The sequence below is a fragment of the Micromonospora craniellae genome (assembly GCF_014764405.1).
GTDB classification, from domain to species: Bacteria; Actinomycetota; Actinomycetes; order Mycobacteriales; family Micromonosporaceae; genus Micromonospora; species Micromonospora craniellae.
The window spans coordinates 2,908,758-2,923,848 of sequence record NZ_CP061725.1; the positions used below are offsets into that span (position 1 = coordinate 2,908,758).

Annotated in this window: 15 protein-coding genes; 3 read left to right on the forward strand and 12 right to left on the reverse strand. The window is 70.2% G+C overall.

Annotation, left to right across the window (positions count from 1 at the left end; all coding sequences use genetic code 11):
- Nucleotides 1-62: 62 nt before the first annotated feature.
- Nucleotides 63-1,583 (forward strand): tyrosine-type recombinase/integrase, encoded by a 1,521-nt coding sequence (locus tag ID554_RS12895; RefSeq protein ID WP_117231139.1) that lies wholly within the window; start codon nucleotides 63-65, stop codon nucleotides 1,581-1,583.
- Nucleotides 1,584-1,734: 151 nt separating this feature from the next.
- On the opposite strand, the gene ID554_RS32430 is transcribed toward ID554_RS12895, so the two are convergent.
- On the reverse strand, nucleotides 1,735-1,866 hold the full coding sequence (locus ID554_RS32430) for a hypothetical protein (RefSeq protein WP_263407336.1): 132 nt from the start codon (nucleotides 1,864-1,866) through the stop codon (nucleotides 1,735-1,737).
- Nucleotides 1,867-2,129: 263 nt separating this feature from the next.
- Between ID554_RS32430 and ID554_RS12900 the strand changes: the two genes are divergently transcribed.
- Both ID554_RS12900 and ID554_RS12905 read left to right on the forward strand, forming a co-directional pair.
- Nucleotides 2,130-3,047: an IS5 family transposase gene (locus tag ID554_RS12900; RefSeq protein WP_113974896.1), complete on the forward strand. Its 918-nt coding sequence runs from the start codon at nucleotides 2,130-2,132 to the stop codon at nucleotides 3,045-3,047.
- 870 nt (nucleotides 3,048-3,917) lie between these two features.
- Nucleotides 3,918-4,841 (forward strand): hypothetical protein, encoded by a 924-nt coding sequence (locus tag ID554_RS12905; protein ID WP_147333618.1) that lies wholly within the window; start codon nucleotides 3,918-3,920, stop codon nucleotides 4,839-4,841.
- A 9-nt stretch (nucleotides 4,842-4,850) separates the two neighbouring features.
- Here ID554_RS12905 and ID554_RS12910 read toward each other — a convergent pair whose 3' ends face one another.
- The 11 genes from ID554_RS12910 to ID554_RS12960 all read right to left on the reverse strand — a co-directional run bounded on the left by ID554_RS12910 (nucleotide 4,851) and on the right by ID554_RS12960 (nucleotide 15,075).
- Complete coding sequence (locus ID554_RS12910) at nucleotides 4,851-5,333, reverse strand: hypothetical protein (RefSeq protein ID WP_147333619.1); 483 nt, start codon at nucleotides 5,331-5,333, stop codon at nucleotides 4,851-4,853.
- Nucleotides 5,334-5,833: 500 nt separating this feature from the next.
- Nucleotides 5,834-6,655: a GNAT family N-acetyltransferase gene (locus tag ID554_RS12915; RefSeq protein ID WP_147333620.1), complete on the reverse strand. Its 822-nt coding sequence runs from the start codon at nucleotides 6,653-6,655 to the stop codon at nucleotides 5,834-5,836.
- Nucleotides 6,652-7,533 carry a hypothetical protein gene (locus ID554_RS32435; RefSeq protein WP_263407337.1) on the reverse strand — a complete coding sequence of 294 codons (882 nt, stop codon included), beginning with the start codon at nucleotides 7,531-7,533 and terminating at the stop codon, nucleotides 6,652-6,654. The genes ID554_RS12915 and ID554_RS32435 overlap by 4 nt, the downstream gene beginning before the upstream one ends.
- A 15-nt stretch (nucleotides 7,534-7,548) precedes the next feature.
- On the reverse strand, nucleotides 7,549-8,301 hold the full coding sequence (locus ID554_RS12925) for a class I SAM-dependent methyltransferase (RefSeq protein ID WP_117231162.1): 753 nt from the start codon (nucleotides 8,299-8,301) through the stop codon (nucleotides 7,549-7,551).
- 108 nt (nucleotides 8,302-8,409) lie between these two features.
- On the reverse strand, nucleotides 8,410-8,838 hold the full coding sequence (locus tag ID554_RS12930) for a hypothetical protein (RefSeq protein WP_117231163.1): 429 nt from the start codon (nucleotides 8,836-8,838) through the stop codon (nucleotides 8,410-8,412).
- A gap of 133 nt (nucleotides 8,839-8,971) precedes the next feature.
- A complete protein-coding gene (locus ID554_RS12935; RefSeq protein ID WP_117231164.1) occupies nucleotides 8,972-10,483 on the reverse strand; it encodes an ATP-binding cassette domain-containing protein in 1,512 nt (503 codons plus the stop codon).
- Complete coding sequence (locus tag ID554_RS12940) at nucleotides 10,480-11,472, reverse strand: branched-chain amino acid ABC transporter permease (RefSeq protein ID WP_117231165.1); 993 nt, start codon at nucleotides 11,470-11,472, stop codon at nucleotides 10,480-10,482. Before ID554_RS12940 ends, ID554_RS12935 begins: the two co-directional genes overlap by 4 nt.
- Nucleotides 11,469-12,347, reverse strand: a complete 879-nt coding sequence (locus tag ID554_RS12945) for a branched-chain amino acid ABC transporter permease (RefSeq protein WP_117231166.1) — start codon at nucleotides 12,345-12,347, stop codon at nucleotides 11,469-11,471. Before ID554_RS12945 ends, ID554_RS12940 begins: the two co-directional genes overlap by 4 nt.
- A 31-nt stretch (nucleotides 12,348-12,378) precedes the next feature.
- The gene (locus ID554_RS12950) at nucleotides 12,379-13,194 is read right to left on the reverse strand and encodes a class I SAM-dependent methyltransferase (RefSeq protein WP_117231167.1); all 816 of its coding nucleotides are present in this window, start codon (nucleotides 13,192-13,194) and stop codon (nucleotides 12,379-12,381) included.
- A 13-nt stretch (nucleotides 13,195-13,207) separates the two neighbouring features.
- Nucleotides 13,208-14,530 carry an ABC transporter substrate-binding protein gene (locus ID554_RS12955; protein ID WP_117231168.1) on the reverse strand — a complete coding sequence of 441 codons (1,323 nt, stop codon included), beginning with the start codon at nucleotides 14,528-14,530 and terminating at the stop codon, nucleotides 13,208-13,210.
- Entirely contained in the window at nucleotides 14,527-15,075 is a 549-nt protein-coding gene (locus ID554_RS12960; protein ID WP_223884576.1) for a GTP-binding protein, read from the reverse strand. The genes ID554_RS12955 and ID554_RS12960 overlap by 4 nt, the downstream gene beginning before the upstream one ends.
- Nucleotides 15,076-15,091: the final 16 nt, after the last annotated feature.

Consider the following 15,091-nt stretch of genomic DNA (forward strand, 5'->3'; position numbering starts at 1 on the left):
ATCCAACGACACCCGACAATCCGATGCCCGCTCGGCATCGGCACGAAGGAGACCTTGTTCCGATGGCCGATGGATCCATCACCAAACGCTGCGGCTGCCGCCACAACGGCAAACGCCTCGGCGTGAAGTGCCCCAAGCTGCGCCGCGGCAACGGATGGAACCCCCACCACGGCATGTGGGCGTACCAACTCGAACTCCCACCCGACACCACCGGAGCCCGACGGCAGTTACGGCGGGCCGGGTTCGACACCCGCGACGCCGCCGCCACCGAACGCGACCACGCGCAGGCGCTGCTCGACCTCGGCGGCACCGACAACCTCCTGCGCCGCCACGTCGCCGACCTACTGCACCGCCTCCGGCACGGCGAACCGCTACCCGACCGCGACACCCTCTCCCGCGACCTCCACACCACCCCAGCAAGCGGCGGCACGGGCGCACCCACCGCCGGTACCCCGTTGACCCTCGGCGTCTACCTCACCACCTGGATCACCGACGTCACCGGCCTCGCACCGGCCACCCTGCGCAGCTACCGCGATCACCTCAACAAGTACTGGATCCCCAAGCTCGGCGACGTACCGCTGCACACCCTCACGGCCGGGCACATCCAGTCGGTGTTCGCTGGCATCGAGGCCCGCAACGCCGAGATCCTCACCGCCCGCCAAAGCACCCAGCAGTCCGTACGTGACAGCGTCAAAGGGGTACGGACGGTCGGACCAGCGAGCATGCACCGCATCCTGGCCACCCTCCGCAAGGCACTCAACGACGCCCGCCGCCTCTACCGGCACAGACTCGTCGACCACAACCCGGCGGAGTCGGTGATCCTGCGCTCCGGCGCCCCACCCAAGCCCAGACTCTGGACCACCTCCGCCGTCAACCGGTGGCGGCACACCGGCCGACGTCCCAGCCCCGTCATGGTGTGGACCCCACAGCAGGTCGGCGAGTTCCTCGACCACGTCGACGCCCACGACCCCGAACTGTCCGCCCTGTTCGACCTCGCCGTGCACCGCGGACCCCGCCGCGGTGAACTCGCCGGACTCCACGACTACGACATCGACCTGACCGCCAACGAGTTGACCATCGTCGACCAACGCACCAGCGTCGGCTACAAAGTCATCGAGAAGACGGTGAAGTCCGCCGCGGGTGACCGGGTGGTGCCGCTGGCCAAGGAGACGGTGGCGGGGCTACGCGAGTACCTCACCCGGCGCGCCGCCTGGAAACTCTCCGCCGGAGACCGGTGGCATCACAGCGACGTCTTCTTCGTCCGCCGCGACGGACGCCCATGGCACCCCGAACTGATCACCACCCGCTTCGACCGGCACGTCAGCAACGCCGGACTCCCACCCATCCGGTTCCACGACCTGCGACACACCGCCGCCACCCTCATGCTCGCCGCCGGAGCCGGCATCAAGGAAATCCAAGACACCCTCGGACACGCCAGCTACAAACTGACCGCCGACACCTACACCAGCGTCCTCCAGGAACTCAAACACACCACCGCCGAAGCCACCACCAAACTCATCCCCCGCCGCCGCCACCGCGGCGGCGACCCCGAGGCAGGGGGCGGACACCGCACCGCCGCATGACCACCCCGCGGTCGGCGGGAGCACCCGTCGTGTACGAGAGTCGACGGTGCAGCGCCTTGCCATGGCGTGTATGCATCGATCTGGTGCCGCAGTGGGAGTTCGTGGTGGGCCGTGCCGGACGAGTCGATGGACCCGTCCGGCACGGCGGTCATCATCGGCGCCCGAAGTAGACGCCCACGGCGGTGGCGGCCGCTGCGCCGATGCCGGCCACGGCCGTGAACGCCATGTCGGCAGCGCCGTTCAGGGCCAAGGCGACGCAGGCGAGTACAGCTGTGCCCGCCACGCAGGCGGACAGGAATGCGATGCGGTCGCGGGCCGAGACAGGTGCCCTCGTCGCGGACGTCACCCGGCCGGGCTCTTGGCGCCTGGAAGGTCTGGCGGCCAGGTGCTTTCGGACTTCGGGGTGGGCCCGGCCGCTAGGCCGTGTGTCATAAGTGCCCGTGGCCCTGCTGTGAGGTGATCGGCTGGGTGTGTCGGTGATCGATATGCGGTGAGGTCTCCGGTAGATGGGTTATCGACCAAGACAACCATCTGCACGGAGACCTCGTGGCCAGCGTAGCGGTGACGAGGCGGCACGACCTGACCGACGCGCAGTGGGCGGTGCTGGAGCCGTTGCTGCCCGGGCGGAAGAAGCCGGGTCGGCCGCCGAAGTGGAGCAAGCGGCAGCTCATTGACGGGATCAGGTGGCGGGTCCGTACGGGTGCGCCGTGGCGGGACGTGCCGGACTGCTATGGGCACTGGCGGACGGTGTACGGGCTGTACCGGCGCTGGCAGCGGGCGGGGGTGTGGGCGGGGATCCTGGCCGGGTTGCAGGGTAGGGCCGACGCGCTCGGGTTGATCTCCTGGGACGTGAGTGTGGACTCCACGATCGTGCGGGCGCATCAGCACGCCGCCGGCGCCCGCCGGGGCAGTCACACGCAGGTCGAGCCGCCGGGCGGCAGCAGCGCCGCCGAGCCGGCGGATCACGCGCTGGGCCGGTCCCGGGGCGGTCTGACGACCAAGCTGCACCTGGCCTGCGAGCAGGGCCGCATGGTGCTGGCGTTCGTCATCACCGGTGGGCAGCGCGGCGACAGCCCGCAGTTCACCACTGTGCTGGACCGCATCCGGGTGCCTCGTCTCGGTGTCGGCCGGCCCCGGTGTCGGCCGCAGCGGGTCCTGGCGGACAAGGCGTACAGCAGCAAGGCCAACCGCGGCTACCTGCGGCGCCGTGGTATCGGCTGTGTCATCCCGGTCAAGGCCGACCAGGCCGCGAACCGCCGTAAGAAGGGCTCGGCGGGTGGCCGGCCACCCGCCTTCGACCCCAGCGCATACCGGCAGCGTCACGCCGTGGAGTGCGGCATCAGCCTGCTCAAACAGCACCGTGCCGTGGCCACCCGCTACGACAAACTCGCAGTGCGCTACGAAGCCACCGCCACCATCAGCATGATCGACAACTGGCTCCGGCGCCTCGAACGGCACTTATGACACACGACCTAGACGGCTGCACACGCCGACGCCCAGGCTGATTCGGAAGGGTGAGAGCGGCGCCCCCTTTCGGGGGAGTCCGTCCTCCCTTCCTGTTCGTTAGCCTCATTGAACCTGCACTTTCTCCAGTTGGTTGCAGGTCAGGGGGCGGCACCCGCTGCAACGGTTTGTGCCGCCCCTGCCCCACCGAGCTGTTCCGCTCGTTCTTGTCAGGTAACGACGGTGGGGCGAAACAGACGTCCGCGCTTCTCCTACCCGAAGACGGCAGTCGCACAGAATCTGTGCGTTTTGCTTAGCCCGCTATGTCTTTCTTGTCGCTTTCGCAATGCCCTCAAAACGCATCGATTCGGGCGCATGCAAGTTGCAGGAGGCAAGGAAGCAAATAGACATCAGCCTACGCACCTTGAGGGCCATCCACCGAGTGTGGTACCAAAGTGGCTGGCCAGACCCCCGGAAGCATCGGAGGTGGTCTACCTAGATGCCGGTAACGGAACAATCGTTAAGTGACTCATGTCACAGTCCAGTCGTACAAGCCTCCCGCTGAAGCGAGGTTGGATCGCTGGTCCAGCACGGTGAGCAACCGGCTACAGACGGCGAACACCACCACCCCGAGCTTGCGGGGCGCGTGCCGCCCCGTCGGGCAGCTCGGCACGGCCCGGCGTCACGGCCACCGCGAGGGTGTCACCGAATCTTGCGGTCCACCTGAATCCGTACTCCCACCGGTGGACTACATGAAAGCAATCATCGCGGCACATCTCACTGAGTGAGTACTGAGTGACCTCCGGTCATTCTGGCCTCCGGCGCCACATGTCCAGGATTCTCAGCATCGCGGACCGTCACGGATGGATGCTGCGAACCGGGGGAAGAATCATGTGGCTACGGAGACTGCTCGATAGCGCACCGGCTCGTCTCGCAGGACGCAGCTCTGACCTGCTTCAACTCGCCGTTCTCAGCGTCACCGCCCTTGTAGCCCTGCATGGCGTCGCGGCCACCTGGCTGATCTCGGACCATGTCGCGACAACCGCGATCGTGGCTGTCCCAGCGGCCGTCGCCAGCGTCACGGTCGTCATCTACGTCAGGTACGTCCACACGCCCACAGACTTCGTTATTGAAGAGCTCAACGGGCTTCTCATCGTCAACCGGGTCAAGGGTGAGTGTGGCCGGGACTACCACCGATACACGTACAGCCGTCGACAACGTATCCGTGCCGTCCGGCACAACCTCCGACTAGTCGGAATCCGTTCACACTGGAGCGGACAAAGCCGCACGGTGAAGCAGGTGACGTCGTTGTTCCCGGAGCATCGATTATTCGATCCTGCCCTCGCGGAAGAGGACGGGCGGGTTCACCGATGGCTATACCTACATGGGCCGATCGGACGGGGCCGACAGCTCGATGTCGGCATCATGCACGTCTTCGAGGACGTCTACGCGCCGATGAAGCCGTACTACCGCGAGAGCGGCGAGGATCGCCCTGTCGGCCGGCTGTCGGTACGGGTCCGGTTCGACCTCGACGACGCACCGGTCGAGGCCTGGCAGGTCGTCTGGAAGCGTTCCAAGGCTGGTGCAGCCCGCCAGGAAGTGGCACGTGTCGAGTGCCGACCCGTCGATGACCTCCACACCGGTTCGGTCATCTACGAGCTCCTCGAGAACCGACCGGAACCAGGCTGCGCGTACGGCATCTGCTGGCGGTGGCAGGCGGGCAGCTCTCGGGATCTGGCGGCCGGGCTGGCGATGCCTCCAGCGAGCCTGGGTGCCGCACGCTCTGGTGTGATCTACCCGGCGGGGCCCCGGTAGGACGGCCGGTCAGGGCGCAGAGCGGCGGATGAGACGCCACAGTGCGGTGCCGATGGTGGGCAGGACGGCGACGGTGCGCCACTCGGGGCCGGCGGCGGGAGTGAAGCCGCGGGTCCGCAGGCCGGTGTCGATGCCACGGACGTGGACGGTGCCCCAGATCATGACGACATCGCGGTCGGCGGCGTCCACGCCTTGCAGTGCGGTGCGGTCGCGGGCGTCGACGAGGATCTCGTCGCCTGACGTGTAGGGGATCTTCTTGGTGCCCCGTGACGCGCCGATGCGGAGTCCGATCGCGGCCTGGAGGGCGAACATCGCGGCTGCTCGCGGTGTGCGGATCTGCCAGTCGTCGGTGGCCCACGCGAACCGGCGTTGGTGTTGGGCGACCTGGGCGCCGATCACGGCCGGCCCTGCGAGGCGGATGATCTGCAGTGGGTCGAGGTCGTGTTCCTGCCAGGACGGCGGGATGTCACCGAAGGCCTCACGCTGGTGCACCCACCCCAACGTGGCGATGGCGCGATCCTCACATCGTCCGCCGCCCTCCATCGTCTCCAACACGTGTCTCTCTTCCTCGGTCACATCCGACGGGATGGGGTGCTGCCGGATGAACTCGGTGTGCACCACCGCCGCGGGGGCAGGACCAGTGCATGGCGATCAACCAACCGATCACCGAATCCGCCCATTGAAGCTCATCCAACACCACAATGATCCACAGCGAGTGACATTCAGGTGACCAGCGATCACCAGTGATCGACGTCTGTCATAGTACCGAAGCGGAGCGCGGGCTATCTCAGGGCCGGATGAGGCACCACAGTGCGCGCCGCCCGGCACGTGTTCGGCGATGCGTCATCGGCTCCGTTCTCCGTACTCCGATACCCGAGCGGTCGCGGCCTTTGACTGCTGCCTGCGCAGCACGGTGCTGACAGCGACGCGGTGGGCGCGCGGAGCCGAGGAACTGTCCGGCAGCGAGGACGCGCATGGTGTCGGCAACCGCCTCATGGCCTCTCCACGGCGCGGCCTGGCTGATGGTCTGCCGTCGGAGCCCGGACCGGCCAGGCACCGGTCGTCGTGGTGTCACGGTGCGCAGGGCGGTGCATCTGGTGCAGGGTGAGTCCGTCGGCGGGTGTGATCGCGTTTGCGGGCTGGTAGCCGTTGCGGGTGAGCAGGCGCTGCCCGGCCGCGAGCGTGACGGTCCAGCAGGGCATGGTGAGGTGATCGATGCGGCTGTGTACCTGCGCCATCAGTGCCTGGCCTCGGCCGGTTCCTTGGAACGGTGGGCGTACGGCGAGGTAGGCGAGGTGGTGGTGTGCCTCGTCGGGCTGAGCGGCAGCGAGCAGATCGTGCACCGCCGCGAAGCGGTCGGTGTGCGGGCCGGCGGCCTCGGCGAGACGCGCGGCGTAGTCGGCCGGGGGCGGCAGCGGCCCGTACCGGCGTAAGCAGACGCTGGCGGCGCTCCAATCGTCGACGAGGTGGACCTCGCCGTAGAACATGGCGTGCTCTACCCATATCGCGGCGACTGCGGCCAGGACGCGGGCCCGCCGCGCGTCGTCGGGCACCAGCCACTCGGCGAGCGGGCTGGGATGCAACGCCTCGGCGATCACCTCTGCGGCATCAGCCCTTTCCGTCCATCTGGCGGCCCTGATCCGGTACCCCACCTCGTTCTCCTTCGCTGTCGTCGGTCCGCCGCGAGACGGCGTGCTGGTGTGGGTGGCCGGCGGCAGCGCAACGGGGGCGGTCCGCTGCCGCAGGCCGGGAGACCAGCCGTCGCCTGCTGCTCGGGTCCAGGTGCGGCGGCTGGTCAGGTCTTCACCCGTCACCTGGCGGCGGGTGGTGTGGCGGTGTCGGTGGTGTGGCCTCGCGTCAGGATGAGCACGTGCGAGAACAGGCCCGGCTTGATGCCGCTGATGCGTTCGTGCGCGGCGAGCAACTCCCCCGTGCTCGGGTCGATGACCAGCACGGTGGTAGATCCCTCGGCGGTGACACGAAACGCCAGGCCGGTGCGGCCGGCGAGGTCGGTCGTTGGGCCGCCGTAGGTGATGCCGGGGATCCGCGCGAGCACGCGTAGTGCCGTGGCCCGCTGGGCGTGGTTGAGGTGTTGGCTGGTGGCCAGGCCGATGACACCACCGGCGAGCAGTCTCGGGTAGGCGGGCTCGCCGGCGAGCTCGGCTGGCACCAGCAGCCTGGCCAACCGTGCTGGGTCGGCCGGGACCGGCTCGGGGAGATACGGGTGCATGCCTTGGGGCGGGTGTCGGTGTGTGGTCGGGGTGGCGTGGTCGAACAGGGATCGCTCATCGGGTCGTGGTTGGTGCTCCACACCCGCCAGGTCCGGTGCCCGACGGGTGACCTCACGGCCGGATCCGTCCGCGTGCCGCCACCGTCGGACGTCGCTGCGGACGATCCTGTTCGTCGCGCGGGCCCACATTTGCAGGTGCAGGTAGGTGTAGGGCAGCTCGGTGGTGGTGTCGTCGGGTGTCGCGCTGATGGTGGTGGCGAGCAGGTCCAGGCGTTGCTGGGCGGTGAGACCGGCGGTGGTGGCGGCCGTGGGTGGGAAGGTGGCCGGCTGCGGTGACGCTGGCGGGGTGGTGTCCGGTCCTGAGGGTGCGGTGCCGTTGTTCAGGCATGCGGTGAGCAGGACGAGGCTGCCGCCGAGTAGCGCGGTGAGCAGGCGGCGGGCCGGGAGGATCAGGTGGGTCATGGTGGGTCGTGCCCTTCAGGTGCGCTCGCGGGCGTGGATGACCCGGGATTCGTAGCGGCCCAGTAGTACGCGGGGGTCGGTCATGAGGTGGGCGAATCGGTCCGCGTCCGCGTCCGTGATGTCCAGGTGGGGGCGCAGGTGGGTGACGATGTCGGCGAGCAGTCGGCATCCGGGGCCGGCGCCGGTCCAGGTTTCGGTGCCGGTGTGGATGCAATGCTCCGCGAGGCCGTGGCTCATCAGCAGAGCGCCAGGGTCGGCGGTCCAGGTCGCGCCGTGCGGGCCGGTGAGGGCGTGGTGGACCTGCTGCATGACGGCGTGGATCAGGGTGCCGGCCTCGTCGTCGGGGGTCCGGTGGATCCGGGGCGGGGTGGGGGTGATGTCGGCGAGGACGAGCCAGCCGCCCGGGCATAGGCGGACGATCATCTGCTCGATGACGTCTGCGGGGTCGTGCAGGGTGCCGTGGGGCCAGCGGGCGATGATGTGGTCGTATCTGGCGGCCTGGCCGGGCAGGAGGTCACGGTTCGGGTCGCGTCGCTGGACGTCGACGACGGGGGTGCCGGTGAGGCGGCTGGTTTCGGCGTCGACGGCGGTGACGGACCCGTAGCGGCCGACGAGCTCGGCGAGGCGGGCGGTGATCTCGCCGGCACCGGCGCCGATCTCCAGCACCCGTTGGTTGGTTGTGATGTCGAGGCGGTCCAGGACTGTGTCGATGCATGGGATGAGCAGTTGTTGCGGCGGGCTGGAATGGGTCGGCAGCGTGGTTGTCATGGAGTTCCTCCTGCGATGGGTGATGCCGGCGGCATCAGGTGCGGGCAGTGGTCGTAGCGGGGCGGTCGGCTTGTCGCTGCGGCGGGGCGGTGGTGGTGGTTGTTCCGGTCATGGCTGGTAGACCGCGGCGGCGGGTACCGGGGGCCGCCAGCGCAGCTCCAGGTGGTGAGGTGTGTGGACGAGGGCGTGGTCGACCATGCGGAGCAGGTGCTGACGCAGGTCGGCCCGGGTCGACTGGTGCCACCGGTGGTAGGTGATGAAGGGCCGTTCGGTGGCGGTGCGACGGTCGTACGCGGCGGCGTGCCCGACGACAAGGGCCTCCAGGTGCTGCGCGTCGTAGAGGGTGAAACAGAAGCAGACGTAGAAGCGTCGGCGTGCGCAGGTGTGGGGCTGGAGGAGTTGCCAGCAGGTAGTGCAGCGGGCCAGGTCGGTAAGTAGCCACAGGCTGGTGTCGTCGTCGGTCACGGCGTCACCGGCGGGTGGGCGGTGGTGGGTGGGGTGGTTGGCGACGGTGTTCGGGTCAGCGTCGCCAACCACCCGCCGCCACCCGCGGCGCGGTGTGCGGTGCGGGTGGCGGTGTCCACCGGGCGCGGCCGGGCCGTCGCGCCGGGCGGACGGTGGCGAGGCTCGGGGGTGACCTCGCCGAGCCGGTGATGATCTTCGAAGTAAGTCATGACGGTGTCGGTGTGGCGGTCGGGACGGTGAGCAGGTCGTGTAGGTCGGTGGGGTACTCGCGGATGTCGGCCGTGATGACGTGGCGGACGACGCGAGCACGGTCCAGGACGGCGATGTCATGGGCGACCTGGCAGGCCAGGGCGAGGTTCTGCTCGGCGAGCAGAACGGCGGTACCGTCGGCGGCGAGGCCGGTGATGATCGCGGCGAGCTGCCCGACGACGGCGGGGGCAAGTCCCTCGGACGGCTCGTCGAGCAGCAGCACGTCGGGGGCCGCGAGTAGTGCGCGGGCCAGGGCGAGCATCTGCTGCTCGCCGCCGGAGAGCTGGTGGGGCCGGTGATGGCGTCGCTCGGCCAGGGCGGGGAACAGGTCGAGTACCTGCCGGGCGTCGACGGCCCTGGTGCGGGTGGGGTGCGGTCGGGGCAGTGCGAGGTGCTCGTCGACGGTGAGTCCGGCGAACAGACGGCGGCCTTGGGGGACCATGCCGAGGCCGGCGCGGGCGCGGCGGCGGGTGTCGCAGCCGGTCAGGTTCTGCCCGTGTAGGACGATGTCAGTGCCAGGCTCGGCGGGGTGCAGGCCGGCGATGGTGTTGATCAGGGTGGTTTTGCCGGCGCCGTTGCGGCCGACGACCGCGGTCACCCGTCCGGCCGGCGCGTCGAGGGTGATGTCGGTGAGCACCGGCGCGCCGGTGTAGCCGGCGCTCAGGTTGCGCACGCGCAGGACCGGCGTCCCCGTCACGGCGGCCGTGGTGGTCGAGCTGGCGGGTGCGGGGCTGGTGGGAGCGTCGGCGCCGAGGTAGGCACGGCGCACGTCGGGGTGTTCGCGGATCGCTGTGGGGGTGCCGGTGGTGATGTGCTGGCCGTGGTGCAGGACGGTGATGGTGTCGCAGGTGGCGGCGACGAAGTCGAGGTTGTGGTCGACCAGCAGCACCGTGATGTCAGCCGGGAGGGTACGGATCAGTGCGGTGAGGTCGGTGATCTCGCTCGTGGAAAGGCCGGCGGAGGGTTCGTCGAGCAGGAGCAGCCGGGGCCGGGCGGCGAGCGCGACGGCGATCTCCAGGCGGCGTTGATCGCCGTAGGCGAGCTGGCCGGCGGGCCGATCGGCGTGCGCGGTGAGGCCGACCTGGGCCAACGCCTCGTACGCGGCGGCCATTGCGCGAGAATCGGTGCGTAGGCCGGCCAGGCGCTGGCCGGGCACCGCGAGCAGCACATTCTGTAGGGCGGTGAGCGGGCGGGCCAGCGCCGGGTGTTGCCAGGTGCGGGCGATCCCGGCCCGGGCGCGGCGGTGCGCCGGCCAGCGTCCGATGTCGTGTCCGGCGTAGTGGACGCGGCCGGAGGTGGGGCGCAGGGTGCCGGCGATGAGGTGCAGCAGCGTGGACTTACCGGCGCCGTTGGGGCCGATGACCGCGTGTCGGGCCCCGGGATCCAGGTCGACGCTGACGTCGTCGACGGCCCGTCGGGCGCCGTAGGAGCGGCTGACGGTCTCCAGGCGGAGGAGCGCGCTGGTCATGTCCGCCTCCTCGGGAATCGGGTGGTGAGGCCGGTGAGGCGGTGCCGGGGCAGGTAGGCCAGCAGGAGGAAGGCCAGGCCGAGCAGGGTGGGTCCGTGGCCGCCGAGCAGTCCGCCGACCCAGTCCCGGGCCGCGACCAGGAGGATCGCTGCGGCGCAGGCGCCGGTCATGCTGCCGGTTCCGATGAGCGCGGCGGCGAGGGCGAGGGCGGAGACGCCCATGGCCGCGTCGGCGGGCGAGACGTACCGGGTGACCGCGATGGCCAGGGCTCCGGCCGCCCCGGCGATCCCCCCGGCGATCGTGTACGCGGCGAGCAGCAGCCGACCGGTGTGCTGCCCGGCTGCCTGCACCCGGGGTTCGTGGGCGGCGATGCCGCGCAGCAGCAGGGCGAAGCGGGTCCGGACGACAACGGCGACGGCCGCGCCGATGAGCAGGGTGCAGGCCAACACGTAGAGATACACCCAGCCGGGCCGCACCATCGCCGGTAGGCCGGGCATGGCCACGACGGGCGGGGCGTGGACACCTTCGCTGCCGCCCGGCGCCCACTGGTTCGCGGCGGCGTGGATGAGCTCACCCAGACCGAAGGTGACCATGAGGAACGTGGTCCCCCGTGCCCGCACCGCCAGGACGCCGGTCATGGCTGCCGCGACTGCCCCGGCGGCGGCAGCCGCGAGCAACTGGACCGGGCCGAGGCTGGTCAGTGTGGCGACGTTGGCTGCGGTGTAGGCGCCGACGACCAGGTAGGCGGCCTGGCCCAGCGGCGCGAGCCCGGCGAGGCCGGCCAGGAGTTGGGCGCTCATCGCGAGGACGGCCATGACCAGTGCGGTGGCGGCAAGCGAGACGAGGTAGGCGTTGACCAGCCACGGCAACGCCACCGCCGCCGCCAGACCCACCGCCCCGGCGGTGGGCAGGCTCCAGGACGGCAGGAGACCTGGGCGACGGGTCGGGGTTCCCGTGGGGACGGGTGTGGGGGTGAGGGTGCTGGTCATGCGGGCCGTCCCGGGAGTGCGGTGCGCTGCCGGATGGTGAGCGCGGCGAGCATGGCGGCAGCGAGCAGGAACGCGGCAGCGCCAGGGACGAGGGCGACGCCGAGGGTGAGGGCCTGTCCGACGCCGAGTGCGGCGAGCAGCGCGCCGCGGATGCTGCCGAGTCCACCGACGACGCAGACGATCAGCGAGTACACCAAGATCGTGGTGTCCACCCCTGGTGCCGGGCCGATGACCGGGGCCCCGAGGACCCCGGCGGTGACCGCGAGGACTCCCCCGCCGACCATCACGCCGGTCCGGACGATGCCGGTGCGTAGGCCGGTGGCGGCGGCCATGCCCGGGTCGGCGACCACCGCGCGGAGGACCGCGCCGGTGCGGGACCGCTCGACGAGCCAGAACATCCCCACCACCATCGCGAGGCCGACGGCGATGAAGCCCAGCCGGTAGACCGGGTACTGGTAGTCGCCCAGGCCGACCGACCCGGCGACCGCCCGGGGCGGGTCGACCATGCGCGGCTCGGCGCCGAACACCAGGCTGAATTGGTCGGCGGCGATGTAGGCGATACCGAGCGTCGCCAGCACCTGATCGAGTGGCCGGTCGGTGAGGGGGCGTACGGCTGCGGCAAGTCCCGCTCCCCCGAGGACGCCCACCGCCAGAGCGACGCCGAGGGCGAGGGCGAGGCCGGTCCAGGCGTCGTCGGCGAGGTGCCAGGCGAGGTAGGCGCCGGCGAGGTAGAGGGTGCCGTGGGCCATGGAGAACACCCCGGCCACGCCGAAGATCAACGTCAGCCCGGCGGCGATGACGAACAGCAGCAACCCGTATGCGACGCCGTCCAGCGCGGTGATCGTGTAGGGATTGACGAGCCTGTCCCAGCCCACGACACCCTCCCTTCTTCGTCTCGGGGATTGGTCAGGCGGTGGTGGGGCGGCGGCCGGTGGTGGTGTGCATCAGGTAGCCCGACAGCATCAGCTCCGGGTCCATCAGCACCTTCCGCAACTCGGCCAGATCCTCACGGCTCATGCCGGCGGCGAGGAGTTGCGGCTCGCGTTGGATCGAGTTGGAGCGGTGCAGCAGGCAGATACCGGTGCCGCCGCGCCACAACCGGGACTCGATACGGCTGTCCACGTCGACCAGACCGGCGCGCCGCATCGCCTCCGGCGCCCGCTTCGCCCAGCCCATGTCCGCGCCCCGCGACTCACCGAAGGCCAGCAGGGCGTCCTGGAAGCGTTCGATCAGGGCGGTAGCGCGAGGGCTGGGGCTGGCGCGGATCATGTCGCGCCAGGTGCAGTCCCAGTCCGCCACCACCAACACCCCACCCGGCGCCAACGCCGCCATCAGCTGAGTGAGAACCTGGTCGCGTTCGGGCAGGTGCATCAACACCAGACGAGCCACGATCGCCTGCTGCGCCCCCTCCACCTTCATCTGCCGAATGTCACCGGCCCGCACGGTCACGGTCGAGCCGGCGGTGATGTGGCGGGGGTCGAGGTCCACGGCGGTGACGTGTCCGCTCGGGGCGACCTGGTCGGCCAGCCAGGCGGTCAGCGTGCCCGCCCCGGCGCCGATGTCGGTGACCTTCCAGCCCGGTCCGATGCCCAGCTCGAACAGGGTCCGGCGGGTGCCCGGGTCGAGGACCTCACCCAGATGGCGTAACTGGTGGGCGGCTTCGTCGGTGGCGTTGTCGAACATGTATCCGGCGGTCTGCCCGTCGGCGGTGGTCGTGGTCATGATGGATCTCCGTTCAGGAGCCGAGGGTGGTGAGGGTCTGCACGGTGCGGTTGACCCACACCTGCCCGTCCTGGGCGACCTCGCGCAGGTAGTACGCCTGCACGGGGGTGTGGTTCGCCGGCCCGAACTGCCAGCTCCCGCGTGGCGAGTCGATGGCTCCGACCCGCGACAGGGCCGCCGTCAACGACTGCGACGTCAGTTCACCCGCGACACCGCTCGGGGCGTCCGGTGACGGTGCTGTGCTGCTCGCCTGCGGGTTGCCCTCGGCAGCCGGCGGCGTGGCCGCAGATGCGGCGTCGGGTTGGGTGATCGCTTCGGCGATGGCCTTGTCCAGTACGAGGGCGGCGTCCCAGGCGCACACGTGGTAGATGTTCGGTAGTTTCCCGTCGTTGGCCGCCGTGTAGCGGCGTACGAAGTCCCGGTTGGCCGCGTTGTCGAGGGTGGTGGAGTAGTTCAGGGCGGTGTAGATGCCCTTGGCCTGCTCCCCCAACGCCGCCAGCGGCGCGCCTTCGGTGAGGAACCCGGAGGCGTACAGCGGGATGGTGACGCCGTACTGGCGGTACTGCTTGACGAACTCGACCGCGCTGGCGCCGGCGTAGAAGGTGTACACCGCCGCCGCGCTGGAACCCTTGATCTGCGTGAGGTACGGGGAGAACTCGGTGGTCGGGGCCGGCGCCCACGGCGTCCAGGTCGGTTTCCCGTCGGGGTTGGCGAGCTGGCCGCCGGCTTTGCGGAACGCGTCGACGAACCCGTTGATCTGGTCGTGGCCGCCGATGTAGTCCGGGCCGATCACCCACACCCGACCGTCGCGCACCTTCTCGTGCAGGTAGTGGGCGATCGAGGCGCCGGTCTCCTGACTCAGCCACGACGTCGACCACAGGTAGGTGGGGTCGTCGACGGTGGAGGGCCGGCCGCCGATACCGATCAGCGGCACTCGCGCTTCGTTGAGCAGTGGGTAGAGGGTCTGGACCGTGTCGGCGGTCGCCCCGCCGACCAGGGCGAGGACCTTGTCCTGCTCGATCAGCTTGCGCGCCGAGGCCAGGGCGGTGGCCTTGCCGTCGCCCTCGTCGGCCTCGATCACGCGCACGGGACGGCCCCCGAACCGGCCGCCGAGCTTGTCCAGGGCCAGGCGCCAGCCGGCGGCCTGGTCGTCGCCGATGGCCTTGTAGGGGCCGGACTTCGGCACGATCAGACCGATGCGGATCTCGTCGCCGCCGCTGTCCGGGTCGCCGAGGCTGGACCCGGAACATCCGGAGACGGCGAGCAGCACGACGGCCACAGCAGCGGCGATGGTCAGCCGCCATCGGGACCGGCGGGCGGGTAGTGGAGGAATCACGGGATGGGGAGTCCTTTCGAACGGTGACCAGGAAGGGAGAGAGGTCGGTGTTGCGGCGGGTGATCGGTGGGCTCGGGCGTGACGAGGTGACGCAGCACGGCCAGCACGGATTCGGGTTCTGTGGCGTCGCAGGTCAGCACCGGGACCTGCGCGGTGACCCGCAGGGCGTCGCGGATCTCGTGGCGGTTACGGGCACCGCCGAGCGGCCGGTTGATCGCCACCAGGTACGGCAGACGACACGCGTCGAGGTAGTCCAGGACCGGGTACGACATGGCCAACCGGCTGGTGTCGACCAGCACCACCGCCCCGCGCGCCCCGGTCGTGAGGTGGTCCCACATCCACCACCAACGCCGCTGGTCCGGGGTGGTCCGCAGCGCGACGGTGACACCGCCGGGCAGCGTGGCGAAGCCGATCTCCCACACGCTTCCCGGCCGACCCGCCAGCACCGCCTGGCCGTGGCAGGCAGCCCGCAGGAAGCAGGTCTTGCCCACGCCCGGTCCTCCGGCCACCAGTACCTTGGCCAGCGAGGGGCGCCGGCCAGGCATGCGAGGCTCTGATTCC